The sequence below is a fragment of the Bradyrhizobium sp. MI1.4 genome, assembly GCF_055811315.1.
Genome location: NZ_JBVVPP010000067.1, coordinates 12195 through 37188 on the forward strand (window position 1 = coordinate 12195; position 24994 = coordinate 37188).

Sequence of the window (24994 nt, forward strand, 5' to 3'; positions counted from 1 at the left end):
GTGCGGGGAAATCAAGATGCTCAATCCTCGTGGTGAGGAGGCGCGAAGCGCTCTTACCACAACAACGGTGTCATCGTCCGGCTTGACCGGGCGATCCAGTACTCCGCGGCGCTCGTGATTGAATCGATAGGCCGCGGCGTACTGGATGCCCCGGTCAAGCCGGGGCATGACACCGAGGATTAGGAAGCGAGCTCCCACTCCTCGCGCACGCCGTCATCACGCTCGCGCGCTATGGCGGTTGCTCTCATCGTTTCGAACTCATCCCGCGGCACCAACTGCCCCAGCGCCCATACCGCAGCCCCGCGTACCAGCGCGCTCTCATCCTCCAGCAATCGCCGCGCCTCGTCCGCCAGTGCCGCATCACCGGAGTTGCCGATCGCGATCAGCACGTTGCGCAAAAAGCGGTCGCGGCCGATGCGTTTCACCGGCGATTTGGTGAACAGCGCGCGAAACGCAGCGTCGTCGAGCCGTGCGAGCTCGGCAAGACCTGGCGCGCGCAAAGCGTCACGTGCGGCGAGCTTGGCCTCACGGCCCTCCTGCGCGAACTTGTTCCAGGGACAGGCGGCGAGGCAATCGTCGCAACCATAGATGCGGTTGCCGATGCTTTTACGAAATTCGCGCGGGATCGGGCCCTTGTTCTCGATGGTGAGATACGAGATGCAGCGCCGCGCATCGAGCCTGTAGGGCGCGGGAAAGGCCGCGGTCGGGCAGATGTCGAGGCACGCCCGGCACGAGCCGCAATGATCGATCTCGGCGTCGTCGCGCGGCAGTTCCAGCGTGGTGTAGATCGCGCCGAGAAACAGCCATGAGCCGAATTCGCGCGAGACCAGATTGGTATGCTTGCCCTGCCAGCCCAGATGCGCGGCTTGCGCCAGCGGTTTCTCCATCACGGCCGCAGTGTCGACGAATACTTTCACTTCGCAAGGCTTCACCTCACAAGTTGCGGTCGCGACCAGCCATCGCGCCAGTGCCTTCAGGCGCTTCTTGATGAGGTCGTGATAGTCGTCGCCCTGCGCATAGACCGAGATCGCCGCGCGCGTGCGCTGTTGCAGGATCGCGAGCGGATCCTGGTCGGGGCCGTAATTGACGCCGAGCATGATGACGCTGCGCACGTCCTGCCACAGCCCGCGGGGATCGACCCGGCGCTCCGGCTGCGCGGCGAGCCAGTCCATGTCGCCATGGCCGCCGGATGCGATGAATTCGAGAAAGTGTTTTCCGGCGCTTTCGATCGTGCCGGGCTCCGTAATGCCGATGCAGTCGAAGCCGAGCGCACGTGCTTCGTTTGCCAGCGCCGTCTTCAGTTCGGTCGGATCGGAGTTCAGAAGTCCAGGTCCACGTAGGTCCGCGACGCCGGCACGCCCGCCAGCCATTCGCTCAACAGCGGACGGAACGACGGGCGGGATTTCACCCGTGCGTACCAGGCCTTTGCCGCGTCGTCCTCGCTCCATGGCACGTCGCCCAGATAGTCGATCGCCGAGAGGTGCGCCGCGGCGGCGAGATCCGCGTAGGTGAGCCGGTCGCCGGCGAGGAAATTACGCGTCTGCGCCAGCCAGCCGATATAGGCCAGATGATAGCGCACGTTTGCCTTGGCGGCGCGCATCACGTCGGCCGAGGGCGGGCCCCCGCCGTTGTCCTCGCTCATGAAGCGCTTGTAGATGCGCTCGGTGACGAGCGGGTGGGAGACTTCCTCGAAAAACTTTTCGTTGAACCAGGCCATCAGCCGGCGGACCTCGACGCGCTCGCCGATCGTGTCCGGCATCAGGCGCTTAAGTCCCATCTCAGAGCCATAGGCCTCGTCGACATATTCGGCGACGATCGCCGCGCCCGGGATCGGCGGCTGCTCGTCGTCCACCAGGACGGGCGTCGTGCCCGCCGCATTGAGCAGCAGAAATGCTTCGCGCCGCTCCCAGCTGCGCTCTTCGATCAGCTTCAGCTCAAGCCCGTATTCTCCCGCGATCAGGCGGATGAACCGCGAATGCGGACAGAACGGATGATGAAACAGCGTAAACATGAAGCCTTTGACTATGTGATGGTGCTTAAGAATCCATCAATGTTTTGTGCGGCGCCACACTAGTCATTCAAAACCGCGAAGCAAGGGCGCGACGCCGCATTTTGCGATTGCAGCAAGGGAGCGGATGGGCGAGAAGAGCCCCGCTTTTCCAGCCGAAATGGACCGTAAATATGTCAGATGCAATACGGGCAGTGATCCTCGGCATCATCGAGGGTGTGACCGAGTTCCTTCCCGTGTCCTCGACCGGCCATTTGCTGCTTGCTGAGCGCTTTTTCCATCTCGGCGAAGGCGCGTTCTGGGATTCGTTTACGGTCCTGATCCAGCTCGGCGCGATCCTCGCGATCGTCGTGTTGTACTTCAAGAAATTGTGGGACGTCGCGATCGGGATGTTCACGGGTGACGTCTATGCACGCCGCTTCGTGATCGGCGTGCTGGTGGCGTTCCTTCCCGCCGTCATCGTCGGTCTCGTCGGCGGCAAATACATCAAGAGTCTGCTGTTCAATCCCTGGGTGGTGTGCTTCTCGCTGATCGTCGGCGGCGCCATCCTGCTCTGGGTCGACAAGCTCGATCTCAAGGCGCGCGAGCATGACGCCACCCGGTTTCCGCTGCTGATGTATCTTTACATCGGTATCGCGCAGTGTCTGGCGATGATCCCGGGCGTGTCGCGCTCCGGTGCAACCATTGTCTCCGCCATGCTGCTCGGGGCCGATAAGCGCGCGGCGGCGGAGTTCTCGTTCTTCCTCGCCATTCCCACCATGATCGGCGCGTTCGCCTACGATTTCTACAAGAACCGCTCCGAGATGACGATGGACCACATGGGCATCGTCGCGATCGGCTTCGTGGTGTCGTTCGTCACCGCCATCATCGTGGTGAAGACGTTCCTGGAATACGTCACCCGCCACGGCTTCGTGGTGTTCGCCTGGTGGCGCGTGATCGTCGGCACCCTCGGCCTGATCGCGCTGGCACTGGGGCGGTAACCCCGAACTTCAAACAATTGACTGCGGGGATGGTTACGCGCTCTTGCGCTGGAATTGCCCGGCGGCGCGGAAACGCCAGAGATATTGCGGGGCGATCGCTTCAAGCGAGTCGGGCGCGATGCCGAGGCCTTCCAGCGTTAGCCCAGCGGCCTTCGCCGCGTCCGACACGACATTGTCGCGCGCGAGCAGCGTGACCTGGTCCGGCGTCAGCTTCAGCGCGCCCGGCGCGAATTGCAGGAAGTTGGCCTTGAAGCGGGCGAGGCCAAACGGCAGCGGCATCAGCATCGGCTTGCGATCGGCAATCGCGAGAATGGCCTCGATGATCTCGCGCATGGTCAGGACTTCCGGGCCGCCGAGCTCGTAGGTCGCGCCCGCCTTGGCCTTGCCGTCGACGGCATCCGCGACCGCGGTGGCGACGTCGCCGACATAGACCGGCTGCATCTTCGTGTCGCCGCCGATCAGCGGCAGCACCGGCGACATCCGCGCCAGCGCCGCGAAGCGGTTGGTGAATTGGTCCTCGGGGCCGAACATCACGGAGGGGCGGAAGATCGTCGCCGACGGCACCGCGGCCAGGACCGCGGCTTCTCCGGCCGCCTTGGCCCTGGCATAGCGCGAGGGCGATTCCGCGTCGGCGCCGATCGCCGAGACATGGATCAGCTGTGCCCCCGCGGCCGCGGCCGCCTTGGCGATGGTCTCGGCGCCCTTGGCCTGGACGGCGTCAAAACTCTGCGCGCCACCCTCGGCGAGGATGCCGACCAGATTGATCACGATCTGCGAATCACGCAGTGCCGCCTCAATCGAGGCCGGATAACGGACATTCGCCTGCACGGTGTGGACCTGCCCGACCTTGCCGGAGGGCTGGAGGTACCCGGCCAGCTCCGGCCGCCGCACCGCGACCCGGACCCGGTAGTCGCGCCGGCACAGCGCGCGGACGACATTCCGGCCCAAAAACCCCGATCCGCCGAAAACCGTGACGAGCGTGTCCAGATTCGATGCCATGGGATCCATTCCTGGGGTCCATATCCTGCGGGAAGAGTGCGTCTCGTCAGGCTTGTATCGGGCCGGTTTGCGATGCGCAATCCGCATCCCGAAGCGGGGTTCAAGCATGAATTGACAACCGCGTCACCGAACCGTAGTAACCGCCTCCGTGCCTAACCGGCATGCCCAGGTGGTGGAATTGGTAGACGCGCTGGCTTCAGGTGCCAGTGGCTTAACGGCCGTGAAGGTTCGAGTCCTTTCCTGGGCACCATACAATTCTGGATATCAAACAAATCCAGATAGATAAGCCCAATCAGAGTGTTGCGTTGGCCCCGACTGTGTAACAATGGGGTGTAACATTGCTGTTCAGGGTTGTTCGGCCGATGCGCCGGGACGGGTCTCAAAACAAGTGGTTCGCTCAGCGCATCCCCGCTGATGTCCGCCGCAAAGTAATCGGTGTCGCACTCGCAATCCCGCTGGGCGATAGCTTCGTTTTCGTGACGCCCAGCGAGAGCACCCAAGCCATTCGTTTCTCCCTCCGCACTGCCGATCCCAGTGAGGCCAAGACGCTTAACGCAATTGCGGCGGCCTATCTGGAGGGTGTCTGGCAAGCTCTCCGCAATGATGCACCCCTGCATCTGAGCCACCGACAGGCGACGGCCTTGGCGGGCGAACTCTATCGCGTTTGGGCGGACAGCGAGAGCCGCGCCCGGAGTGTCGCCATGGTGCACACGCCCGGAGTTGGCTGGGCGCGAGATACCGACAGCCAGGAAGAGCAGGAAGTGCAATGGGCGGCCGTCGTCGCGATGTGGGAGAAGGTCGGCAAGGATGGCGACCCCAAGCACTTGGAGAAGCCGCTTGGCCCTCTCGTGGGCCGCCTCTTGCTGACCAAGGGCATCCGCCGAGTGGATGGAGAAACGCGCGCTCTCTTGCTCACCGCCTTTTGGATGGCGCTGCGTGACGCCTTCGCGAGCCGCCAACGGAATGCAGGGGGAGACTATTCGCTCGACCCAAAGGCCGCTCGCTTTCCCGAGTGGCAGGCCCCGGTAGACGCGTCGAAGGACAAGCCAAAGCCGGGCGCCTCCAAGAATTCCCTTACCGGACTTGTCGAGGACTGGTGGAAGGAAGCCAAGCGGGCCGGTCGCAAGCCGAGCACCTATGAAAGCTATCGCAACTCGATGGCGCGGCTCGTCACATTCCTGAAGCACGACACGGCGAGCCGGGTGACGCCCGAGGATATCGTTCGCTTTAAGGACTATCGAGTGCAAAGCGGCGTGAGCCCGAAAACCGTGAAGGACAGTGACCTCGCGGGCATGAAGACGGTGTTCGGTTGGGCGGTCGTCAATCGGCGGCTCCCAAGCAATCCGGCCGAAGGCATAACCATCAAGGTCGGCAAGTCGCGCAAGCTCCGGTCCAAAGGCTTCTATGATTCGGAGGCTACAGCCATCCTGAAGCATGCCCGCGAGTTCGTGCCCGGTCGGGAAGCCCCCAAGCTGGCAGCGGCCAAGCGGTGGGTGCCGTGGCTGTGTGCCTTCACGGGCGCCCGCGTGGGTGAGATGATCCAGATTCGCAAGGAGGACATTCGCCGCGAAGGCAAGCTCTGGGTGCTCCATGTGACCCCGGAAGCGGGGCCGGTGAAGACGGATGAAGCGCGTGACGTCGTGCTCCATCGGCAGGTCGTTGAGGAAGGCTTCTTGGAATTCTTTGGGAAGTCGAAGGGCGGCTATCTCTTCATCAACCCCAAGGCCGGTGAGTTAGGCGTGCGCAACGCGGTCAAGACGGCGCGTAACAAGGTCAATGAGTTCGTGCGTGAGGTGGTCAAGGATAAGAACGTTGATCCAAGCCACGGTTGGCGCCATCGCTTCAAGACGGTTGGCATTGAGCAGGGCGTTGAGACGCGCGTTCTGGATGCTATTCAGGGGCATGCACCGCGCAATGTCTCGGAGGGCTACGGCGACGTGACCATCAAGGCTAAGGCGAACGCTATCGCCCGGTTTCCGGCCATTGATGTCGCATAAGCCACGCAGCTTACAGAACCTTCGGACCTGCAAGGTCACCTAAGGGCCCACCGAGTGTGGATGTCGCTTGCTGGCCCAAGAGAAGGAGGCCATCATGTTTACTCTTGGCCCTCGGTCCAAGTCTGCGCACCACATTCGCACTTGAACATCCGCACGATTTTACCGTTTTGCGGGTTCAGCATTTTCAAGACGGATTTGGGCTTTCGGCCGCATTCGCCGCAGGGTGCAATCGAGCTAGGATCAAAACTCGAAAACACTTCGTTCTTGAAGTCACGGTCCACTACTATCACCCAAGCCGCTGACCGACACTAAGTCTTAAAGTGAACACTTGTTCCATATGGTGGCCCCAGACGAATATCTCAAATTGGCGGAGCGATACCGGAAGGTGCTGGAAACGGCCAAGGACGCCTTCACGCGCCACAATCTGGAAGCCATGGAACGGAGCTACCGGGCCTTGGCGGAGAGCGAACGTGCACTCCGGAAGTCGGGCCGGATGGTCGAAGCCTTCGACAAGCTGCGCAACGGCGACAAAGCCAAACAGGCCAGTGTCAAATCCGACCCGGAGACAAACAGGCCGGCCCCTCGTCCTACCGGTGAATAGGCCACTCTGCATTGGAAGGTTGCCACTCACGAAAACGCCACCAAGCAGAATAATGCTCAATGGCGTTACGCTGGAACTGGAAACTGCAATCCTCCAGTTGATGTAGGTCAGGACCGTGGGCGCTTAGGTTCAAGGCTGCCTGACTGTTGCTCCGGCTTGCAATGCATCGCCGCCTTCTTGGCGAGCGCAGCTGCTATCAATTCAGCTATTCCATCGAGGGCAATTCGGTCGTTGATACGCGATGCTATGAACTCGTAGCGCGCAATGCGCCGGTCGATCTCGCCACACTTCTCACACATAGCTCACCGCGATTGTTGAGGGCGGGAGCGTGCAGAACTCTCAGTCACCGAAAGGCCAAGGAACAGGCGGCGATCAGGCGACCTTACAGCACCTAGTCAGTTCCAGATACTGGAACGAAATTAGGCTACTTCTAAATCGACTTAGGCGTCGGAAACAGGCTGAACTAGGGGGACCTTAGAACCGGCCGTCCACCCGGCTAGCGGCCCTCATTGTCGCTCGGGTCACAGGCGGCCTCGTCACATCGAGCAGATATGGTCCGGTTCGCGCACGCAAGCCGACATCGACTTAGCTCCTAGCGCGTGTTCGCATAGTCTGTTGCTGCCGCTTTGCAGGCCGCCATCCTTGAGCAGGCCAGCACAGCGCCGTCGCGCAGGGCACTCTCATAGGAATCGTCTTTGTGGTTCGCGTGAAGATAGGCCCCGAGCAAAGCCGCTGCGGCCAAGATCACGAAGTAACGGAGCCGCTCCATGATGAGCCGCGCCTTGGGGTCCTTCTCGATGCGGGTGACCGTCGCCAAAAAGATGGCCGGTGTGCTGACCAAGAGGATGACGGCTTTGATGCTGCCCGATTCTACATCCAGCCGGTTGAGAAACTGGTGTTCGAGCCAAAGGCAAAGCGCGATGAATCCCCAGATGGTGGCCCAACGGCTAGCGTAGTCGAACAGGGCCTTGATGGGCTCCTCCTCGTGAGGCTCTGGGGCGGTGCTCTCGGTGCTGGCCATTCGTGCGTTCCTGAGTATTGGCTAGCGCAATGTAGACGATAGTCATCATCTCTCAATGGAAAATTGGGACTCATAGTCCGTAGACCGAAAGTCATCATCGCGGCCTGCTCCCGTGGATGGAAGACCAGACTGGCATCGTTGACGTGTTGGCGGAGGCCGTGCGGAGGGCTCGTAAGGAACTGGGGCTGTCCCAAGAGGATTTGGCCCTAGAGGCTGGGCTAGATCGCACCTATGTCAGTCAGGTCGAGCGGGGCACTCGTAACTGCACCATCATCGTCCTGGCCCGCTTGGCTCGCGCCCTGAAGACGACCCCTGACCGGTTGCTTGTCCCCCACAAGAGGGCCCGGGGTCAGGCCTGAATCTCGTCCGGTGTCAGGCAGGTCACTTTTAGCACTGGACCTCGGGTTAGGGCCCGAACAGGACCGTTGATTTAGCTCAATGACCACTGTCGTCCTCTTGCCAAGCTTAAGGCATGAATGAGCCGGAGTCCGAGAAACGTCCGACGCCCAAGCCGACGCGCATGGAGGAGGCTCGACGCATCATCGAGGAGTATGCCGATGACCTTCGCGAGATCATCAGGAAGCTGCGTCAGAGGATCAATTGAGACCGCCTTGGTCCGCGCACATGGTTCGGCCCTATAGAGGAGACCGAAGGGTTAGTCTTAGGCTGTCCTTTGAGGGGGCCATGTAGGAGGGGTGGTGGTCACTCACCCGAGCTTGGAGGTGAACCCTTCAGGGTTGGTGAAGGGCGACCCTTAGAGGCCGCACTAGGGGTGACAATGGAGGAGGGGCGGTGTCACTCTCCCATCTTGAAGGCAGCCCTTACAGGCCCCCCCCGAGAAGGACCTCTAAGTTCTAACCCTCTGAGATTCCCTCCCCTCTAGCTTCCTCCTCCATTAGCGGAGGCATAAGGGCCAATTTTGCCCTAAGCATCTGTTATTTCGTGCAAAATTCTCTGGAGACAATCGCGCACGGAGATCCCGTCCACGCCTTGAAGGCGACCTGCATCGCGTCGGCTGCAAAGTCGGCTTTTGATTCCGCGACCAAAACAGCGTCATGCAGCGGCAGGGCGGTGACGCCACTGCTCGCGAGATGCGTGATGACCGTGATCAGCATGTCGCTCTCGATGCGCATCAACTGAAAGCCCAACCCGGTCCCGAATAGATGAGCGATAGGCGCATGGCGCGCCGCTAGCATCTTGATCGCGTCCCGGAGCTTAGTGCCCGAGGGGAAATGTTGAAGCGTGCCCTCCGGCCAATTCCGCAATGGGCCATCCGCGAACAACATCGCGTTCATCAGCCGTTTCCAGCCAGCACGCCCGGAGCCGTCACCGGCTACATTATATATGTCACCTTCCGGCTGCGGTTGTCCCGCCCTTACGTATGCGAGGCGCGGGAAGAGTTGCATGTAATCGACATCGGCAATTCGCTCGCCATTAATCCGAATGCGCTCAAACCGCTCGGCTCGTTCCATGCCCATCCAGAAACCGCCAGCGAGCCTGCCTCCGTGCTGCCAATTCTCGTTATTGAAGATACGCCGAAGAGAGCGGCGATAGGGCGCGATGACTTGGCCATCCCTCCCTAAAGAAAGGCCGTTGTCCTGACCGGTCACCTCGATATCCGCGCTGCGCAAAAACTTATTGATGCGCCGCATCTGCCCCGCAAGCTGGCGGGTCTTGGCTGTCTCCGGGAAGGGAATCGTGGCCGCTCGCCCGTCATCATCCTTGCCTTCCTTCAAGATGATCAGAGCGCGGGCGTCGATTTGCTCAACGCTTCGCCAATCGGGTGGTGCCAGCGGAAGATGCTGAGCGAGCGCCGTGCTTGGTCGAATGAGCGACGGCACCCGCATTCTAGCGGACAGCTTATATCCCCTTCGCTCCTCTTCGATCATGCCAAGCGATGCAAGCCCATCTATGGCGGACAGGAAGTGCTGGCCGTATACCGGGTTGGCGCTGCCATCTCCCCGCCAAAGAAAGCCGTGCGACCGGGGCACCGCGAGCTTGGGGCCGGACTCGATTGCGCTGAGCAGGATCAAGTTGCAGGCCAGCGCTTCAACGGCGAGGCCGAACTTCTCCTTGTCCGCCTCTTTTCGCGCTCGCTCCCTCGCGCCGGTATTGGTCTCGTGCAGCAACAGCGCATCGCGCAAACGTTGAACCGCACCGGCAAGCTCGGTCGTCTTGGCCCGGAGCAGTGGATCGAACCACATTATGTTGGGTGTTTGCGTCATGATGGGGGCGTGAGGCGCGTGTTGAAAATGACCTCCCCGAACCCTCGACATGCACGCACTGCTTCATTCCGACCAGATAGCTCGTGCGAACACTGCGGCTTGCGATTTCCTCCGGACATGAATCAGCTCGCCGCGCGGGGCCGCCCGTAGCGTTGCCGATGGGCCAGGACGCCCGCGACATGCTTCTCGATGACCCATTCGCAGGGCCGCTCCAGCATCCACCCCATCTCCCGCAGCACCCGTCCTGTGGACTTGGGGAAGGCGTGCATCTCGGTCCGCCGCTTGCGGCCTTGGTGGTCCTCCACGACCCAAACACGATGCGTGCCCGAGGCCAGCCGGTGAACCGCCTTGCAAATCTGGACCGTGCGGAACTCCTTCGCCCGGGGCGCCGTGGCGTCAGCCTTGATCAGCGCGGAGACAGCGAGCACGATGGAGACTATTCGCTGCGGAGGCACGCCTTCAACGCGGAGCCTCGCCAGTCCGATCTTGGCCCGCCTTGTGGCAGACATGCCTTTGAGGCGCGTCACAATTTCCACCGGGCCAGCGTCCTCTAGGGCCCGTCCCATGTCCGCAATCGCGGCGGCGATGAACGTATCGTTAGCTGCCCGAAGGCCGACATACGCGGTCGCTGCCGTGATGAATGGCCGCAACTCGGAAGCCTTGAAGCTCGGCCGCCAATAGGACCCATGACGCGCCCGGTGCTCTACGTGTCGTCGGCAATGGAATGGAGCGAGGCCTTCGCGGGCCGCCTTCATGGTCGGGCGCCCGCAGCCGGGAATGGCGCACTTGGCTGATGCTGCGAGCGGGCCCAGTCGAATGCTCTCCTTCAGGGCCGCCCTGCGCCTGTTTCGAGGGCTAGGGACGGGCATCGCCCCGACCTTCCAGCAAAAACCGCTCATGCACCGCGTCAGCCAAATCCAAAGCGTAGCGGAGCAGTTCTTCGTATGCCCCCAGTGTGATATCGAGCCCCGGCATTTTGCTTGCCCTAGTAGCCCGTTTTCCATGAGCGACAAGCTGACGCTTGAACAGTGTGACTGCGAATAGAATGGCACTTTCTCGCACACGCGCTTTGCGGCGAGTATTTTGCCCCATAGCCCGCACAACGTCCTTGTAAACCCACCTTAGTGTCGCGCGGCGATAGTCGTAGTGCCCACCGTCTTTTTGCTCACGGGTGTCTGCCAGCGCCGGAGTGTTCGCCACGATACGGCGCAGATAGAAGTTCCCTTGGCGGCCTCCGGGACCCGCGTAGGCCACGTAAAGATATTTTTGCTTGGACCAATCAAACCGAAACCGTCCCCCAGCAATTTCCAGCAACAGCATGACCACGAAATACCAAGGGTCGAAATATCGCTTGCTCCGGGATTTGCCCGCTTCGGCCGACGGGTCCTCGATGACAACGGCAACGGCGGGTAGGGGGAGTCCGCGAGCGTCCGGGACGAAGTCGGCTTCAAGTATCGAGCTAGTGGGAAAGCGGGCTCGGACTATACGCGAGGCGTCCGGCAGTTTCTTTCGCTTTCCCTGCACATAGGCGACCTCTTCTTTCAAGTATGCAAGGCAGGCAGCAAGGGTCTCACGAGCTGGCGCATCATATTCGATGAGCGGTGTCGAATTTTTCTTGGGCATTTCCCTATTCCAGAGCGATTGTGCAATCTCTGTAATGTAGGAATCCGCGCGACGAATTTCGAGGAATTGATGCTGGAAATTTGTCGCTTGAAGTTATCGGACCGTATGATTCGCTATCGCTTGGTCCTATTGCATCCTAGCGAGTCGTGCTTCGATCAACTTGACCTGTGGTGCTGACCACTTCGCTCTGCCCCTAGCCGTAGGGATACCCTGAGTGGTCAAGGCGCGTGCGACTTCGGTGGGTGAAGTAACCCCCTTCGCTCTCAGCTTCTTCAAGAGAGGCGCTAGGTCCGCCGCTCGTCTATCTGCAAGTCGTGACTGTTCGTCCCTCCCGCGTGCTTGTGTATCGCTAGACAGATTCCCTCCGCGGTGTCCCCCCAGCCGCTGTCCCCTTGCCTTAGCTGCTGCCAGTGCTGCCTTGGTGCGAGCAGAGATCAGACCGGCCTCTAGCTCTGCAACTGCCGCCATCTGTTGAAGCATGAAGCGCCCGGTGGGTCCCTCGATGGCAGGAAGGTCAGCAAAGCGGACGTCCACCCCCGCCTCTAGGAGCCTCTCTAGGAACCCCACCGAGCGGGTCAGGCGGTCCACCTTGGCGACCACAAGGGCCGCCCGGTGCAGACGCGCTGCCGTGAGTGCCTCATCCAAGGCAGGTCTATCGTTACGACGTCCGCTCTCGACCTCGGTGAACTCAGCGATAACGTTCGCGAGCCCATCCCCTACGTGGTTCGCAACGGCGGCTCTCTGTGCATCGAGGCCTAAGCCTGATTGGCCCTGCTTGCGGGTCGACACTCGATAGTAGGCGACAAATCGGCGCTTCACGGTCATTCCCCTCTCGATGGTGGCCCGCGAAAAACTTAGTCAACGAGCGTTGTCACCATATTTTTCGGATGAATCGCCCGGCAAGAGGGGCCGCATGAGTCAAATGGACTCAGGCCACTCGCAGAGCTAGCGCTCTGTTTGCACAAGGTGAAACATTAAGGGGCGCAAACGGTGGATATACGGCTGCACGCTTCCTTCGCACTACTAGGGCACGGGGGGGAAAGCACGCAGCTGATGCCGCGAGGTGACGCCTCAGATTTTTGGCCCACGCGCAATTTTCGGCCGGGGGGCCCCGAGGAGCGGTGGCGTTCGATCAGTCGGCGGTTACAATTTCAAGATAGTCAAAGTGCCATGGTTTCGTGGCGCGGAGCTGATAGAGTGAGATGGCATCGGCGGAGACTGCAATGCATTCTCTCAGCTCAATGTCTCTCCATTTCCTATCCTTGAAAAAGTATTGTCTGAAGAGGCTCTTTATTAAGCTCGCGGCCTTAGTCGCAGCTGCGGCTGCTCGGGCAGGCTCTTCCGAAACATTATAGACGAGCAATATGGAGAGTGAGTAGGGGTCATCCGGGCCCTCGTGAACTACATCTCTGCCCGAGTCGATATCAAACAGCACGGCCAATATATCGGTTCCGGTGCCCTTGATGGCGTTAGCAATCTTCTTGTGCGTTTCGGCAGGCCTTTCCTTAAGCCTACGATCGAACTCATTCGGAAAGATAGATCGATGATACCGAGACGATAACCAAGATTGAAGAGTGAAATGTTCGTCCTGTGTTAGCCTCACGTCCTGCTGAGGGGTCTCGGCTAACAGCAATTCCTTATTTACGGTTTTCTTATCGGTTGCCAGAAAATCGGCAGCAATTGAGGTCGCACCTGCCGAGAAAGTCAGGTGCAATCGGCGAGGGCTTTTGCCATTTGTATAATGGCCGTCGACGGCGCTAATCTTTCGGCCAATAATGATTTCGCAGACCGGCTCTACGGCCGCACTCTCCAGCACGTCGCAGTCGTGCGAGACGAGCATAGCGATCGCATCATGAGCATCCGAAGCGAGCAGCCCGAGCTTTGCAGCACTCGTCGCGCTTAAAACGCAGCCTTGCTCCCAAGCAGTATCATTCCGAGTTTCTTGCATTGGTCATGACTTGTCGACCAACGTCGGAACGCCATGCCCGAGCAGGTTCTGTGGTTTTCGATCAGCAAACAACTTGGCGAGTGCACCCCTTTGTTCGGCCTCTACCCGAGCCAGCTCCACAAGAGCGTGCGCTGCATCCGTTCCACTGCCTCCCCCGGCAACTACGTCCAAAAGCGTTTTGCCGCCGGGCAATTTGCGCCTGAGGAACAGCGCGCGCTCTGGCAAATTCGCAGCCGTGATCACATTCGATGCGGACTTAAGCTCCATCACCTTCGCCAAGTTCTCAGGCTTGATCGCGCCGCCATCCAACCAATTGTAGAGGGCTTGACGGGACACCCCTAAGCATCGAGCCAAATCCGCTATTGTTAGGTTCAGCGTCGACCTAATGTTCTCGATGTCGGAAGTGATAGCGGGTGCTTGCGGTGTGGTTGGGAGGTCACGCGGCTTGCTGAAGATGTTCTTGCTCTCGCGAAGCGCATGATAAGCAGGCGTGTAGTCACCGCCCGTTCCCACACTGAGCAGCATAGTGAAGGTTACGAGAGGGACCAAAACGCTCCCATTCCAATGATTGGGAGTCGTGCGATCCACGTTTTCAATCCCAAACTGTGAGGGCATAGGGCGTTACCATTTGTTCAAAAGATCGGCCAATATCACTGTGCAGCGAATCGAGTGTCGTTTCTATCCGATTCAACTCAAAATCGTAACGTTCTTCAGTCCAGCTATCGGTATCGATTACAGCATATTCTCCGGAAATCTGATGCGAGAAGCGATCGGGCAGTTGCAAATGAAGGGGCTGCAGGTCTTCTGGGAAGGCTAACCCCCCTTCCTTTTGGCTGATGATGACCGATCTACTTACAAGTGTCGAATTGCCGTTCACCGTTCTTGTTTCAGAGAGCGAATGAGCAAGTTGCCGATCTGGGAAGCTGCTGCTTAGACCTAGGACACAGGGCTGAAGATATTCTGAGACCGTCTCCCCGGACCGGGGCAGCACAGCGTCCAATACTCGGATGCCAACCCGTTCCGAATAACTCAGACCGGCTTCCTTATGAACAGTCTGAAGCCCCATAAGAAGAGCGGATAGAAAGGGCGCGAAAGTATCGTAGTCGGTTGTTTGATAGGTCAGCCAAGACTGGTCGAGAACGAAGGCTGAGGTCTTCCGCGCATTGCCGAACAAATAGCGCGTCACAACTGAAGTTTTTGGCACGGCCGCTCCCAGCTCCAGATGCGCCATCTGGATCTTTTGGAAGTCGGGATAGCCCGCCTTTCGCAAGCTCTCTTGGATCGTAGGGACATAAGTGTCGAGAGCCGCCAGCGGGTTGAATCTGACTTGGGCGAGCGCGAAGTAAATCGGCGCATTTTTCATTTTCTTGCCCACGGCCACCGCTCCACGCTCGCATTCAATTGACACTTCAGTTGACACTTTACAAGTTACTTGACAGTTGAGAAGGGAAATTTCGTGGCGGAATTGATTCCTTATTGCTCCGCGCACCCCTTCTGGAACCAAGAGCAAGTAACGAGACTGTGTAACATTCTTGTGGGAGCGGTTGTAAAACATTAGATTATTCAATACGATACAGGATGGGTCAGCCAATCCTTTCCTGGGCACCATCTCCTACTCAAGCGATTGAAATCGCTTTTGCAGGGAATTTGAGTTGCTGACCGGTACTCAAAACCGAGGCACGGCGATCGCAGGCGATCTGGAGGCTGGCTTCAGTCGTTCAGGCAAGCGCTACGCGCCGACGTCCACCGCGCTCGCGGCCGAAGCCGTCATCGCTATGTGGGAAAAGGTCGGCAAAGCTGATGACCCCAAGCGCCTAAGAGCTCTCAGTGCTCGTTGACCGCGGCGCCGAGCTTGATCAGGCTCAGCGAGCGGTTCGCGGTCTCGCGCAGGCGGCAGTAGCTCGCGCTGCCCCGGTACATGCCGGGATCGACCTTGTCGAAGACCGCGCAGAAGCCATCACGCGACGCGGCGAAAGTTTTCTGCGAGTCATTGACCGCCTTGATCACGTCGGCGAACCCGCCGGCCTGAACCTTCTTTAGCGCCTCATTGGTTTTCAGCGTCCAAATGGCGAGTTCGCGCGCCGCGCAGGCTTTCCATTTGGCGACATCGTCATTCGCGCCCTCTGCCGCTTTGATGCAGGGGTCGGCGACGAGCCCAACGCACGCGCCGCCGAAACCGCCGGTTTTCTCCGCGGTCTTCAGGCAGCCATCGATCACCGCAAGTTCGGCTGGCGCGATGCCTTGGGCGAAAGCCATCGATGCGATCGGGAGGCTTGCGGCGAGCATCGCGACGGCAAGTTTGAGCTTCATTGGAGATCTCCGTTCGACGCATCGAAAATATGGAACAGAACACCACTGCGAGCGCATGAAGCTCAGCGAGACGGTAGACCGGCGGATGTGGCGGAAGGGCCGGACGGCGAGTGCGAAGGGAAAACGAGGGGGTATGCGGCTTCGGCTACGCCCTCTCCAATCAATGCCTTTGATGTGCCTTGACCTGACTTACGGGATTTTCGACCAATAGGTGATACATGCAACTTTGGTCATCGAAGGCCCAGCGTTGGTTCACCTGAATGTGGAACAGGAGCTACGCTGACGAATAATGACGGCGGGACCGCTTAAGGCACGCACTGGCGATCTCCACGCTGCGCGGTCGCGGTCTCGCGGGGGCCTCCATTTGGACAACTGAAGGTGACGATCGAGTCTTTTCCTGGGCACCACACCCAACCCAAGTCGTTGAATCGCTCCCGCCGGTGACACCACCTCCGCCCCCGAAGCCGGTGACTGCGGCCGCCGCCGCCGCCGAAACCGGTAGCTGAAGCGATTTCGGGCATTTTCCGGCAATGCGATTAATAACAGCTCGGGGATGAGACGATGCAGGTTCGCTTCGAAGATTTCCAAGTGTAAACAGCTGCTTGGGAGGCCTCGGAAGCCCGCCGTTGAGCGGAATTTCATTCCGCCAATCCCCCCTCGGTTGCATCGTCCGAATTTACCCCGCTTTAGACAAACTAGCTCTAAGTCAGCGGGCAGGCTCGCATCCGGCCGTCGGCGAGCGCGGAGCCATCGGGCTCGCTTTGTCGTGGGGGAAGCGGTGGATCAGCATCAGGTCTGGCACGAGCCGGCATTCGACAAGGCTGCGAACGCGATCAGCCCGTTTCTCCTGAGATCGGGAATTTATCTGTTCCTGATCTCGTTCATCTGCCTGTTCTACGTCTTGAACGCGCCGCTTCTGCTCGGCCATTACGATCTGGGCTGGCATCTGGCGGCCGGAGATATCATCCGGGAACGCAACGCCATCCCGCTCCGCGACCCCTGGTCGTTCACCCACGGCGACAAGCCATGGCTCAACCTGTCCTGGCTCTGGGACGCGCTTGCCAGTGCGACGTTTCAATACGCAGGCTTTGGCGGCCTCGTCCTGCTGACGGTGGCCTGCGGCGCAGCGATCGTCGGCATCCTGACCGCGATCTCTCTCGGCTACGGCGCGTCGGCGATCGCGGTCTGCGTCTCGGTCTTCTTGGCCTGCCTGCTCTATCCCGCTTACGAAGCTTCGCCGAACATGTATCTCGCGGTCTCGCCGAATGCTTGCACGATGTTGTTCTGCGTCGTCTTCTATCGCGAATGCCTGCGACGAACGCGATGGTTCGTGCTTCCCGTGTTGATGGTGCTCTGGGCCAATCTGCACGGCGGTTTTCTGCTCGGCTTTTTCGTGATCGGCGTCTTCTGCGGCGGCGCCGTGCTCAGAACGGCCTGGGCCGACCTCAGGATTCTTGCTCTCGCGGGGATCGGGTGCCTTGCCGCGACCTTCGTCAATCCGCTTGGCTGGAATATCTATGCCGGTGCCGCCGCGACTATGGGGCACTTCGTCCAGGGCAATATCGGCGAATGGCTGTCCTACTATCACAACATGGAAATGCCGGGCAGCATTCCCGGCATCCTGTACATGTTGGCCTTCGTCGCGCTCGAGCTTCGCTACAGAAACTCCAGACCGATCCCGCTCGAGCCGAGATTGATGTCCTGGCTGTTCCTGATTCTGGGGCTGTATCAGTTCAGGTACATCGCTTTTTTCTTCATCTTCTCGACCGCGCCGATGGCGCTTCACCTCAGCCGCTTGCTGCCTGAGCGTCTCACCGGTCGGGACGTGAGGGGAGCGTTGCTGGCCGCCGGCATCGTCGGTCTCGGCACCCTGCCGATGGCCTATTTGAACGTTGCGCCGGCGTTCGCACTTCCGCCGATGCTGTCGAGCGAAGATGCCGGCTATCTGCAAAAGCATCTCGCAGGTCGGCGGGTCCTGAACAATTGGAACGTCGGTGGCTACCTGATCTTCGCGACGCACGGCACCGTCCCCCCATTCGTCGATGGTCGCGCCGCGACCGCCTATCCGGACGATTTGCTGCGCGACTATTTCGAGCTGGTGAGCTGGGAGATCGACGAAGCCGCGTGGGACATGGTGCTCGACAAATACCGGATCGACGCCGTGCTGTGGGTCAAGGCGCACGAACAGCTGCGGCGATTTCTGGTGGAGCGGCGAGGCTGGCGCGAGCAATACACCGGCGCTTACGAGACCGTTTACGTCAGGCCGCAATCCGGTTTGGCCGGCGAAGCCAAAAGACAATGACGACAGGCGCCGCGGCTCTGTATGACCAGCCGCGCCTGATGCTTGCGCCGGCGGCTGCCAGCGGATACATCGCGGCCGGCCCTCGCCAGCATCTGTCCCGGGGATTGGCCTGCAAAGCGCACCGATTCGATTGAGGTTTGAAACGCCATGACCGTACGCCTGCACCGCGGCGACCTGCCCGATCTGTCCCGCTATACCGGAGCGGTGGCGATCGACACCGAGACCATGGGCCTGAACCCGCATCGCGACCGGCTCTGCGTGGTGCAGCTCTCGCCCGGCGACGGCAGCGCGGACGTGGTGCAGATCCCCAAAGGTCATACCGACGCGCCGAACTTGAAGGCGCTTTTGGCCAATCCCGCGAACACGAAAATCTTCCATTTTGCGCGGTTCGACGTCGCGGTGCTGTACCAGACGTTTGGTGTCATGACCGGGCCGATCTACTGCACCAAGATCGCCTCCCGCCTGATCCGCACCTATACCGACCGCCATGGCCTCAAGGACCTCGTGCGCGAGGTGCTCAATGTCGACCTCTCCAAGCAGCAGCAATCGAGCGATTGGGGTTCCGACAGCCTGACCGAGCCGCAGCTCGCCTACGCCGCCTCCGATGTGCTGCATCTGCACGGCTTGCGCGAGCGGCTCGATGCCATGCTGGCGCGGGAAGGCCGCACGGCGCTGGCCAAAGCCTGTTTCGACTTCCTGCCGACCCGCGCTTTGCTCGATCTCCAGGGCTGGGCCGAAGAGGACATTTTCGCGCATTCCTAGCGTTTAGCGCGGCGGCAAGCTGGGCGGTCGCCCCGTTTCAGACACTTTCGTAACGGCCTGTCGCGGGCTGCATATTTTGGCGTTGCCGGCTACAATGGGGCGCCCGCCAGCCGGACCAGGCGAGCGACACCTCAGGAGCCCAGGTGAATTCGGCCCATAATCCCACCTACGACGCCGCGCTCGCGGCGAAGTTCGCCAGCGCGGCGCGCCACAGCCGCCTGGTGCGGATTCTGCGCATCGCGGTGCCGACGACAGTGGCCGCGGCCATGGGTCTGCTCGTCCTCATCTCGACCATTTTCAACCCGTTCCAGATCCCCGTGAAGCTCGACTCCGGAAATCTCGTGGTCACTGGCACGAAGATCACGATGGAATCGCCGCACATGTCCGGCTTCACGCCGGACCAGCGGCCCTACGAGCTCTGGGCCAAGACCGCGACCCAGGACATCACCGATCCCGATCATGTCGATCTCCATGATTTGCGCGCGAAGGTGCTGATGGAAGACCAATCGACCCTGTTCCTCGATGCCCGCACTGGACGGTTCGACAACAAGCAGCAGCAGCTCGACCTGCACAAGGACATCTTCCTGCGCACCTCGACCGGCTACGAGGCGCGGCTGAACTCGGCCTTCGTCGACATGGGCAAGGGCACGGTCTCCTCGGACGAGCATGTCGACGTCAAGCTGACCAACGGAACGCTGACGGCCGATCGGCTGCGGATCACGGAAGGCGGCGACGTCATCCGCTTCGAAGGGAATGTGGTGATGCACCTCGACAAGCTGGACGATCCTGCCGCCGCTCAGCCCGCGCCGACTGAACCCGCGCCGGCTGCGAAGACACGTACGCCCCAGAACAAGTCCGCCAATTCAAAGTGATTTTCATGATCAGGTTTTTTCCGCGCAACGACGGCAAGCGGCGCGTCATCCCGGGTGCGGCCGCGCTCGCCGTCGGCATCGCACTGGTCGCAACGGGTGCGGCGATCGCGCAGAGCACGATGCAAGGCGTGCCCAACGCGATGCAGGGCTTCTCGCAGAACCGCGATCAGCCGATCCAGATCGAGGCCGCCTCGCTCGAGATGCGCGACAAGAAGAAGGAAGCGACGTTTTCCGGCAATGTGAAGGTCATTCAGGGCGACACCACCATGACCTCGAAGACGCTGGTGGTGTTTTACGATTCGGGCGGCGACAAGCCGGCCGCGCCGCAGCCTGCGGCAAAGGCGGCAAAGGGGGCGCCGATGCAGTCGGCGACGCCGGGACCGGGCGGCAACTCCTCGATCAAGCGACTGGAGGCGCGCGGCAATGTCGTCGTCACCCAGAAGGACCAGGTGGTCACGGGCGAGACCGCCGTGTTCGACACCCGCACCAACCTCATCACCATGCTCGGGGGCGTCGTCTTGACGCAGTGCAAGAACGTGCTGCGCGGCGACCGGCTGGCGGTCGACATGACCACGGGCGTGTCGCGTGTGGAATCCGATAGCGGCCGGGTGCAGGCGCTGCTGCCGCAGGGCGGCGGCAATGATTGCGGATCCGGAGGCGCGGGCAAGCCCGGCGCGGGACCTCTGCAATTGCCTGGCGCAACTAAACCCAAATAAGTCAGCGTAGACCCAAGCCCGTCAAAGTAAATTTGAAGAATGATTTCAGACGCTTGGGTCGATCATCGCCGATCCGAGGTTGAAGCTTGCGTGCCGAGACTGTATCTAGCGCGAAGGGCTTTCGAAGCGGGGTTCGCCGCTTTTCGGGCGTGTTTCACTGGGCATGAGACATCCCTTCATTCATGCTGCGTCGGCGAATTCTGAAGCCGGCGCGGCAGATCGCGCGAAGACCGCGCAGGATCGTCGCGAAAGGCTAGAAGGCGGGGATGGTCGATCTCTTCAGCATGTTCCGTCGGCGCCCCGCCAAACGCGGCCGGCCAGGATTTGCGCGCCAGGACATCACCGCGCTCGGTGACAGCGTCGGCGGCCTCGTGGCCAGCCCTGTCAGGGACGCGCCGCCGATCGCCCGTAACCAGCCGATGCACGCACCCGATCAGTTCCAAGGGGACTATCAAGCCGAGCAGCCCCGGGCCCAGGCGGTTCATCCCGTGAGGGCTGCCGGCAGGCCCAACGGGTCCGGCGGGCCTCAGCTCTTGAAGCGGCCGGGCTTCCTGGCTGTGCATAGCGTGGAAAAGAGTTTTGGCAGCCGCCAGGTCGTGCGCGGCGTCAGCATCTATGTGCGCCGTGGCGAAGCGGTCGGCCTGCTCGGCCCCAACGGCGCCGGCAAAACCACCGTGTTCTACATGATCACCGGCCTGATCAAGGCCGATCGCGGCGCGATCGAGCTCGACGGCCACGACGTCACCAAGCTGCCGATGTATCAGCGCGCGCGGCTCGGGATCGGCTATCTGCCGCAGGAGGCCTCGATCTTCCGCGGTCTCACCGTCGAGCAGAACATCCGCGCCGTGCTCGAAGTGGTCGAGCCGTCGCGCAAGAAGCGCGAGCAGCAGCTCGACTCGCTGCTCGACGAATTCAACATCACGCGCCTAAGGAAATCGCCGTCGATTGCGTTGTCCGGCGGTGAGCGGCGCCGCGTCGAGATCGCGCGCGCACTAGCGACGCGTCCGAACTACATGCTGCTCGACGAGCCCTTTGCCGGCATCGATCCGATCGCGGTCGGCGACATCCAGGACCTCGTCCGCCATCTGACCAACCGCGGCATCGGCGTGCTGATCACCGACCACAATGTGCGCGAGACGCTCGGACTTACCGATCGCGCCTACATCGTCTATGCAGGTGAAATCCTGACCGAGGGGAGCCCGGATGAGATCGTCGCCGATCCGGACGTGCGCCGCCTTTACCTTGGCGAGGAATTCCGCCTCTAGCCCGTTTTTCCAATTCGTCAAGACGTGTACATCGGGCTTGGACTAGGATAAGCAAAAATCGGACCAACTTTTGGGATCGGTTCTTGCTTCATGGCGCTTTCGCAGAGATTAGAGTTCCGGCAATCGCAGTCGCTGGTCATGACGCCGCAGTTGATGCAGGCGATCAAGCTGCTGCAATTGTCCAATCTCGATCTCACGACGTTCGTCGAAGAGGAACTCGAGCGTAATCCCCTGCTGGAACGGGCCAATGACGAGCCGCCCGCGGGCGAGGGCCCGGCCGAGACCGGCCAGTTCAATGACAGCGACGGCGGCCACAACGACGAGCCGGGCGGCGGCCCGGGCGAAGCCTTCGAGCCCGGCCAGGAAGAGTGGATGAGCAAGGATCTCGGCACCCGCGCCGAGATCGAGCAGACCATGGACACCGGGCTGGACAACGTCTTCTCCGAGGAACCCGCCGAGGCGGCCGCGCGCAACGCCCAGGATGCGGCGCCGACCACCTATACCGAATGGGGCGGCGGCGCCTCCGGTGACGAGGACTACAATCTCGAAGCCTTTGTCGCCGCGGAGACCACGCTCGGCGACCATCTCGCCGAGCAGCTCTCGGTTGCCTTCACCGGGGCCGCGCAGCGCATGATCGGCCAGTATCTGATCGACCTCGTCGACGAAGCCGGCTATCTGCCGCCGGATCTCGGCCAGGCCGCCGAACGGCTGGGCGCATCGCAACAGGACGTCGAGAACGTTCTTGCCGTACTGCAGAAATTCGATCCGCCCGGCGTCTGCGCGCGCAATTTGAGCGAATGCCTGGCGATCCAGCTCCGCGAGCTCGACCGCTACGATCCCGCGATGCAGGCCCTGGTCGAGCATCTCGACCTCCTCGCCAAGCGCGACATCGGAGCCTTGCGCAAGGTCTGCGGCGTCGACGATGAGGACATCGCCGACATGATCGGCGAGATCCGCCGGCTCAATCCCAAGCCCGGCATGAAGTTCGGCACGGCCCGGCTCCAAACCATGGTGCCCGATGTCTATGTCCGCCCGGGACCCGATGGCGGCTGGCATGTCGAGCTCAACAGCGACACCTTGCCGCGCGTGCTGGTCAACCAGACCTACTATTCGCAGCTCTCGAAGAAGATCGGCAAGGACGGCGACAAATCGTATTTCACCGATGCGCTTCAGAACGCGACCTGGCTGGTGCGTGCGCTCGACCAGCGCGCCCGCACCATCCTGAAAGTCGCAACCGAAATCGTGCGCCAGCAGGACGGCTTCTTCACCCATGGTGTGGCGCATCTGCGACCGCTGAATCTGAAGGCCGTCGCCGACGCCATTCAGATGCATGAATCCACGGTGTCGCGCGTCACCGCCAACAAATACATGGCGACCAATCGCGGCACGTTTGAGCTGAAATATTTCTTCACGGCCTCGATTGCCTCGGCCGATGGCGGCGAGGCTCATTCGGCCGAAGCCGTGCGCCACCACATCAAGCAGCTGATCGATGCGGAGGCGCCCTCCGCGATCCTGTCCGACGACACCATCGTGGAACGCTTGCGCGGCTCGGGCATTGATATCGCCCGCCGCACGGTCGCGAAGTACCGCGAAGCCATGCGCATTCCTTCCTCGGTGCAACGCCGTCGCGACAAGCAGAGCGCTCTTGGTAACGTCGTCTCCACCGCCATGGCCGATCGCTCCCGCAATCCCGAACCGGCCTGATTGCGCCGGCGCGAAATCGCGCTACTCTCGATCTGCTATCGGGCCCAAATCCAGGCCAGGCACGAACCAAGTGAGGTTCACATGACTCTCCGCATCTCGGGAAAGAGCGTCAACGTCGGCGAGGCCCTGCGCGGCCGCGTCAACGACCGGACTGAAGAGGTCCTGCGCAAATATTTCGACGGCAATTACTCTGGTCACATCACGCTGAGCAAGGACGGCTTCGGCTTCCGCACCGACTGTGCGCTGCATCTTGATTCGGGAATCACGCTCGAGGCCGATTCCAACGCACCGGACGCCTATGCCAGTGCCGACCAGGCGCTGGTGATGATCGAGAAGCGGCTCAAGCGCTACAAGAGCCGGCTCAAGGATCGCTCCGCCCGCAAGGCCCATGTCGCCTCCGCGGCGCTGGCCGCGATGGATGCCACCAGCTACGTGCTGGAGGCACCGGGCGAGGATGAGGATGAGGACGAGATCACCGGCTACAGCCCCGTCATCATCGCCGAGGCCACCACCTCGCTGAAGCCGCTGTCCGTGAGCGAAGCGGTCATGGAACTCGACCTCAGCGGGGCGCCCTGCCTGGTGTTTCAGCACGGCTCCTCCGGCCGGGTGAACATCATTTACCGCCGGGCCGACGGCAATGTCGGCTGGATAGACCCCCCGGGGGTCAAGACGGACGGCAAGGTGGGTGGCAAGGCGTGAGGCCGTCGGGCGACGCTCTGGGGGCACCGCGCCGGGGCCCCTTTCCGCCTTAACAATGACCGGGGCAAAGCTGCACGCGGGAGTTGGCACCGGGATTGCGTTGGAGTAGAAGCCCCCCACATCAGGGGCGAGCTAAGTCCGCCTCCTGCTTCATCTTCTTGACGTCGGCCCGCCCAGGTTCTTTGTCCAGGCTGGCCAATTCGGAACCTGACGTTTTCATTCACCTCGGAAAACTTCCATGCCGATTACCGATCTGGTCGCGCCCGAGGCGATTCTCCCGGCATTGAAGGTCAACAGCAAGAAGCAGGCGCTTCAGGAACTCGCGGCCAAGGCCGCCGAGTTGACCGGGCAGAACGAGCGTTCCGTGTTCGAGGTACTCCTGCAACGCGAGAAGCTCGGCACCACTGCGGTCGGCTACGGCGTCGCCATTCCCCACGGCAAGCTGCCCAAGCTGGAAAAGATCTTCGGCATGTTCGCCCGCCTCGATCGCCCGATCGATTTCGAATCGATGGACGGCCAGCCGGTCGATCTCGTCTTCCTGCTGCTCGCCCCCGAAGGCGCCGGTGCCGATCACCTCAAGGCGCTGGCCCGCATCGCCCGCCTGCTCCGCGACCAGGACATCGCCAAGAAGCTCCGCGCCTCGCGCGATGCCCAGGCGATCTATTCGGTGCTCGCGCTGCCGCCGGCGACCGCGGCGTAACTCCCCTCCTTCTTGCAGGATAAGGCCCGATCGATTCTGGCACCTGGATTACGCGGCGCGCAGCAATCTCGTCATGCTCATCTTGATCTCGAAGGTAGAAGACGCGAATATCTTCCCGTTTGAGACGTAGGGCATATGGGGCGGCCCTCACATCGTTAAGGGCCGTTCGCCGTTATGGACTGAGTGTAAGCGCTGTTCAGCGGCCACCTACCCGATGACGGTGTGATCTGCGAGTCTGCGGTTCGGTTTGGACCGTTAGGCT

Annotated in this window: 25 protein-coding genes and 1 tRNA gene; 14 read left to right on the top strand and 12 right to left on the bottom strand. The window is 61.2% G+C overall.

Annotated features, from left to right (window positions below; genetic code table 11):
* Positions 1-179 precede the first annotated feature (179 nt).
* A complete protein-coding gene (queG, locus tag AC0L23_RS36250; RefSeq protein WP_018455734.1) occupies positions 180-1370 on the bottom strand; it encodes a tRNA epoxyqueuosine(34) reductase QueG in 1191 nt (396 codons plus the stop codon).
* Positions 1319-2011: a glutathione S-transferase family protein gene (locus AC0L23_RS36255; protein WP_018455735.1), complete on the bottom strand. Its 693-nt coding sequence runs from the start codon at positions 2009-2011 to the stop codon at positions 1319-1321. Before AC0L23_RS36255 ends, queG begins: the two co-directional genes overlap by 52 nt.
* 170 nt (positions 2012-2181) lie before the next feature.
* On the opposite strand from AC0L23_RS36255, the gene AC0L23_RS36260 reads away from it, so the two are divergent.
* The gene (locus AC0L23_RS36260) at positions 2182-2988 is read left to right on the top strand and encodes an undecaprenyl-diphosphate phosphatase (RefSeq protein ID WP_026233013.1); all 807 of its coding nucleotides are present in this window, start codon (positions 2182-2184) and stop codon (positions 2986-2988) included.
* A 33-nt stretch (positions 2989-3021) separates the two neighbouring features.
* Here AC0L23_RS36260 and AC0L23_RS36265 read toward each other — a convergent pair whose 3' ends face one another.
* The gene (locus AC0L23_RS36265; RefSeq protein ID WP_018455737.1) at positions 3022-3987 is read right to left on the bottom strand and encodes a complex I NDUFA9 subunit family protein; all 966 of its coding nucleotides are present in this window, start codon (positions 3985-3987) and stop codon (positions 3022-3024) included.
* A gap of 163 nt (positions 3988-4150) precedes the next feature.
* Here AC0L23_RS36265 and AC0L23_RS36270 point away from each other — a divergent pair.
* The 3 genes from AC0L23_RS36270 to AC0L23_RS36280 all read left to right on the top strand — a co-directional run bounded on the left by AC0L23_RS36270 (position 4151) and on the right by AC0L23_RS36280 (position 6585).
* A tRNA-Leu gene (locus tag AC0L23_RS36270) sits at positions 4151-4237 on the top strand.
* 88 nt (positions 4238-4325) lie between these two features.
* Positions 4326-5984, top strand: a complete 1659-nt coding sequence (locus tag AC0L23_RS36275; RefSeq protein WP_473358129.1) for a tyrosine-type recombinase/integrase — start codon at positions 4326-4328, stop codon at positions 5982-5984.
* A gap of 337 nt (positions 5985-6321) precedes the next feature.
* Positions 6322-6585 carry a hypothetical protein gene (locus AC0L23_RS36280; protein ID WP_473358130.1) on the top strand — a complete coding sequence of 88 codons (264 nt, stop codon included), beginning with the start codon at positions 6322-6324 and terminating at the stop codon, positions 6583-6585.
* 592 nt (positions 6586-7177) lie between these two features.
* Here the strand turns inward: AC0L23_RS36280 and AC0L23_RS36285 are convergent.
* Positions 7178-7606 (bottom strand): hypothetical protein, encoded by a 429-nt coding sequence (locus AC0L23_RS36285; protein ID WP_473358131.1) that lies wholly within the window; start codon positions 7604-7606, stop codon positions 7178-7180.
* A 116-nt stretch (positions 7607-7722) separates the two neighbouring features.
* On the opposite strand from AC0L23_RS36285, the gene AC0L23_RS36290 reads away from it, so the two are divergent.
* Complete coding sequence (locus AC0L23_RS36290; protein ID WP_473358132.1) at positions 7723-7965, top strand: helix-turn-helix domain-containing protein; 243 nt, start codon at positions 7723-7725, stop codon at positions 7963-7965.
* 576 nt (positions 7966-8541) lie between these two features.
* On the opposite strand, the gene AC0L23_RS36295 is transcribed toward AC0L23_RS36290, so the two are convergent.
* The 7 genes from AC0L23_RS36295 to AC0L23_RS36325 all read right to left on the bottom strand — a co-directional run bounded on the left by AC0L23_RS36295 (position 8542) and on the right by AC0L23_RS36325 (position 14777).
* Complete coding sequence (locus AC0L23_RS36295; protein WP_473358133.1) at positions 8542-9831, bottom strand: hypothetical protein; 1290 nt, start codon at positions 9829-9831, stop codon at positions 8542-8544.
* A 122-nt stretch (positions 9832-9953) separates the two neighbouring features.
* Complete coding sequence (locus AC0L23_RS36300; RefSeq protein ID WP_473358134.1) at positions 9954-10586, bottom strand: hypothetical protein; 633 nt, start codon at positions 10584-10586, stop codon at positions 9954-9956.
* A 100-nt stretch (positions 10587-10686) separates the two neighbouring features.
* Complete coding sequence (locus tag AC0L23_RS36305; protein ID WP_473358135.1) at positions 10687-11454, bottom strand: hypothetical protein; 768 nt, start codon at positions 11452-11454, stop codon at positions 10687-10689.
* 126 nt (positions 11455-11580) lie between these two features.
* The gene (locus tag AC0L23_RS36310) at positions 11581-12279 is read right to left on the bottom strand and encodes a recombinase family protein (protein WP_473358136.1); all 699 of its coding nucleotides are present in this window, start codon (positions 12277-12279) and stop codon (positions 11581-11583) included.
* A gap of 307 nt (positions 12280-12586) precedes the next feature.
* Positions 12587-13402 (bottom strand): hypothetical protein, encoded by an 816-nt coding sequence (locus tag AC0L23_RS36315; protein WP_473358137.1) that lies wholly within the window; start codon positions 13400-13402, stop codon positions 12587-12589.
* 3 nt (positions 13403-13405) lie between these two features.
* Positions 13406-14017, bottom strand: a complete 612-nt coding sequence (locus AC0L23_RS36320; protein WP_473358140.1) for a helix-turn-helix domain-containing protein — start codon at positions 14015-14017, stop codon at positions 13406-13408.
* Complete coding sequence (locus tag AC0L23_RS36325) at positions 13995-14777, bottom strand: TIGR04255 family protein (RefSeq protein ID WP_473358138.1); 783 nt, start codon at positions 14775-14777, stop codon at positions 13995-13997. The genes AC0L23_RS36320 and AC0L23_RS36325 overlap by 23 nt, the downstream gene beginning before the upstream one ends.
* Before the next feature lie 277 nt (positions 14778-15054).
* Here AC0L23_RS36325 and AC0L23_RS36330 point away from each other — a divergent pair, with 277 nt between their 5' ends.
* Positions 15055-15240: a hypothetical protein gene (locus AC0L23_RS36330; RefSeq protein WP_143273914.1), complete on the top strand. Its 186-nt coding sequence runs from the start codon at positions 15055-15057 to the stop codon at positions 15238-15240.
* Here the strand turns inward: AC0L23_RS36330 and AC0L23_RS36335 are convergent.
* The gene (locus AC0L23_RS36335; protein WP_240543373.1) at positions 15227-15688 is read right to left on the bottom strand and encodes a lysozyme inhibitor LprI family protein; all 462 of its coding nucleotides are present in this window, start codon (positions 15686-15688) and stop codon (positions 15227-15229) included. The two genes, AC0L23_RS36330 and AC0L23_RS36335, sit on opposite strands and share 14 nt — an antisense overlap.
* Before the next feature lie 802 nt (positions 15689-16490).
* On the opposite strand from AC0L23_RS36335, the gene AC0L23_RS36340 reads away from it, so the two are divergent.
* The 8 genes from AC0L23_RS36340 (at position 16491) to ptsN (ending at position 24732) form a co-directional block, all read left to right on the top strand.
* A complete protein-coding gene (locus AC0L23_RS36340) occupies positions 16491-18014 on the top strand; it encodes a hypothetical protein (RefSeq protein WP_085362036.1) in 1524 nt (507 codons plus the stop codon).
* A 147-nt stretch (positions 18015-18161) separates the two neighbouring features.
* Positions 18162-18776: a ribonuclease D gene (locus tag AC0L23_RS36345; RefSeq protein ID WP_007598566.1), complete on the top strand. Its 615-nt coding sequence runs from the start codon at positions 18162-18164 to the stop codon at positions 18774-18776.
* A gap of 143 nt (positions 18777-18919) precedes the next feature.
* Positions 18920-19648 (top strand): LPS export ABC transporter periplasmic protein LptC, encoded by a 729-nt coding sequence (gene lptC, locus AC0L23_RS36350; RefSeq protein ID WP_085362035.1) that lies wholly within the window; start codon positions 18920-18922, stop codon positions 19646-19648.
* 5 nt (positions 19649-19653) lie between these two features.
* The gene (locus AC0L23_RS36355; RefSeq protein WP_085385578.1) at positions 19654-20364 is read left to right on the top strand and encodes an LptA/OstA family protein; all 711 of its coding nucleotides are present in this window, start codon (positions 19654-19656) and stop codon (positions 20362-20364) included.
* A gap of 266 nt (positions 20365-20630) precedes the next feature.
* Complete coding sequence (gene lptB, locus AC0L23_RS36360; RefSeq protein ID WP_085349909.1) at positions 20631-21629, top strand: LPS export ABC transporter ATP-binding protein; 999 nt, start codon at positions 20631-20633, stop codon at positions 21627-21629.
* Positions 21630-21719: 90 nt separating this feature from the next.
* Positions 21720-23333 carry an RNA polymerase factor sigma-54 gene (gene rpoN, locus AC0L23_RS36365; protein ID WP_085349908.1) on the top strand — a complete coding sequence of 538 codons (1614 nt, stop codon included), beginning with the start codon at positions 21720-21722 and terminating at the stop codon, positions 23331-23333.
* Between the two features lie 81 nt (positions 23334-23414).
* The gene (hpf, locus tag AC0L23_RS36370) at positions 23415-24032 is read left to right on the top strand and encodes a ribosome hibernation-promoting factor, HPF/YfiA family (RefSeq protein ID WP_473358139.1); all 618 of its coding nucleotides are present in this window, start codon (positions 23415-23417) and stop codon (positions 24030-24032) included.
* Positions 24033-24270: 238 nt separating this feature from the next.
* Positions 24271-24732 carry a PTS IIA-like nitrogen regulatory protein PtsN gene (gene ptsN, locus AC0L23_RS36375; RefSeq protein ID WP_018455745.1) on the top strand — a complete coding sequence of 154 codons (462 nt, stop codon included), beginning with the start codon at positions 24271-24273 and terminating at the stop codon, positions 24730-24732.
* Positions 24733-24994: the final 262 nt, after the last annotated feature.

What these genes read in the sequence shown, in the direction of transcription:
- queG (WP_018455734.1), bottom strand. Translation starts at nt 1,370, where the DNA reads ATGGCTGGCGGGCGTGCCGGCGTCGCGGACCTACGTGGACCTGGACTT.
- AC0L23_RS36255 (WP_018455735.1), bottom strand. Translation starts at nt 2,011, where the DNA reads ATGTTTACGCTGTTTCATCATCCGTTCTGTCCGCATTCGCGGTTCATC.
- AC0L23_RS36260 (WP_026233013.1), top strand. Translation starts at nt 2,182, where the DNA reads ATGTCAGATGCAATACGGGCAGTGATCCTCGGCATCATCGAGGGTGTG.
- AC0L23_RS36265 (WP_018455737.1), bottom strand. Translation starts at nt 3,987, where the DNA reads ATGGCATCGAATCTGGACACGCTCGTCACGGTTTTCGGCGGATCGGGG.
- AC0L23_RS36280 (WP_473358130.1), top strand. Translation starts at nt 6,322, where the DNA reads ATGGTGGCCCCAGACGAATATCTCAAATTGGCGGAGCGATACCGGAAG.
- AC0L23_RS36285 (WP_473358131.1), bottom strand. Translation starts at nt 7,606, where the DNA reads ATGGCCAGCACCGAGAGCACCGCCCCAGAGCCTCACGAGGAGGAGCCC.
- AC0L23_RS36290 (WP_473358132.1), top strand. Translation starts at nt 7,723, where the DNA reads ATGGAAGACCAGACTGGCATCGTTGACGTGTTGGCGGAGGCCGTGCGG.
- AC0L23_RS36295 (WP_473358133.1), bottom strand. Translation starts at nt 9,831, where the DNA reads ATGACGCAAACACCCAACATAATGTGGTTCGATCCACTGCTCCGGGCC.
- AC0L23_RS36300 (WP_473358134.1), bottom strand. Translation starts at nt 10,586, where the DNA reads ATGAAGGCGGCCCGCGAAGGCCTCGCTCCATTCCATTGCCGACGACAC.
- AC0L23_RS36305 (WP_473358135.1), bottom strand. Translation starts at nt 11,454, where the DNA reads ATGCCCAAGAAAAATTCGACACCGCTCATCGAATATGATGCGCCAGCT.
- AC0L23_RS36310 (WP_473358136.1), bottom strand. Translation starts at nt 12,279, where the DNA reads ATGACCGTGAAGCGCCGATTTGTCGCCTACTATCGAGTGTCGACCCGC.
- AC0L23_RS36315 (WP_473358137.1), bottom strand. Translation starts at nt 13,402, where the DNA reads ATGCAAGAAACTCGGAATGATACTGCTTGGGAGCAAGGCTGCGTTTTA.
- AC0L23_RS36320 (WP_473358140.1), bottom strand. Translation starts at nt 14,017, where the DNA reads ATGCCCTCACAGTTTGGGATTGAAAACGTGGATCGCACGACTCCCAAT.
- AC0L23_RS36335 (WP_240543373.1), bottom strand. Translation starts at nt 15,688, where the DNA reads ATGCTCGCCGCAAGCCTCCCGATCGCATCGATGGCTTTCGCCCAAGGC.
- AC0L23_RS36345 (WP_007598566.1), top strand. Translation starts at nt 18,162, where the DNA reads ATGACCGTACGCCTGCACCGCGGCGACCTGCCCGATCTGTCCCGCTAT.
- AC0L23_RS36355 (WP_085385578.1), top strand. Translation starts at nt 19,654, where the DNA reads ATGATCAGGTTTTTTCCGCGCAACGACGGCAAGCGGCGCGTCATCCCG.
- lptB (WP_085349909.1), top strand. Translation starts at nt 20,631, where the DNA reads ATGGTCGATCTCTTCAGCATGTTCCGTCGGCGCCCCGCCAAACGCGGC.
- rpoN (WP_085349908.1), top strand. Translation starts at nt 21,720, where the DNA reads ATGGCGCTTTCGCAGAGATTAGAGTTCCGGCAATCGCAGTCGCTGGTC.
- hpf (WP_473358139.1), top strand. Translation starts at nt 23,415, where the DNA reads ATGACTCTCCGCATCTCGGGAAAGAGCGTCAACGTCGGCGAGGCCCTG.
- ptsN (WP_018455745.1), top strand. Translation starts at nt 24,271, where the DNA reads ATGCCGATTACCGATCTGGTCGCGCCCGAGGCGATTCTCCCGGCATTG.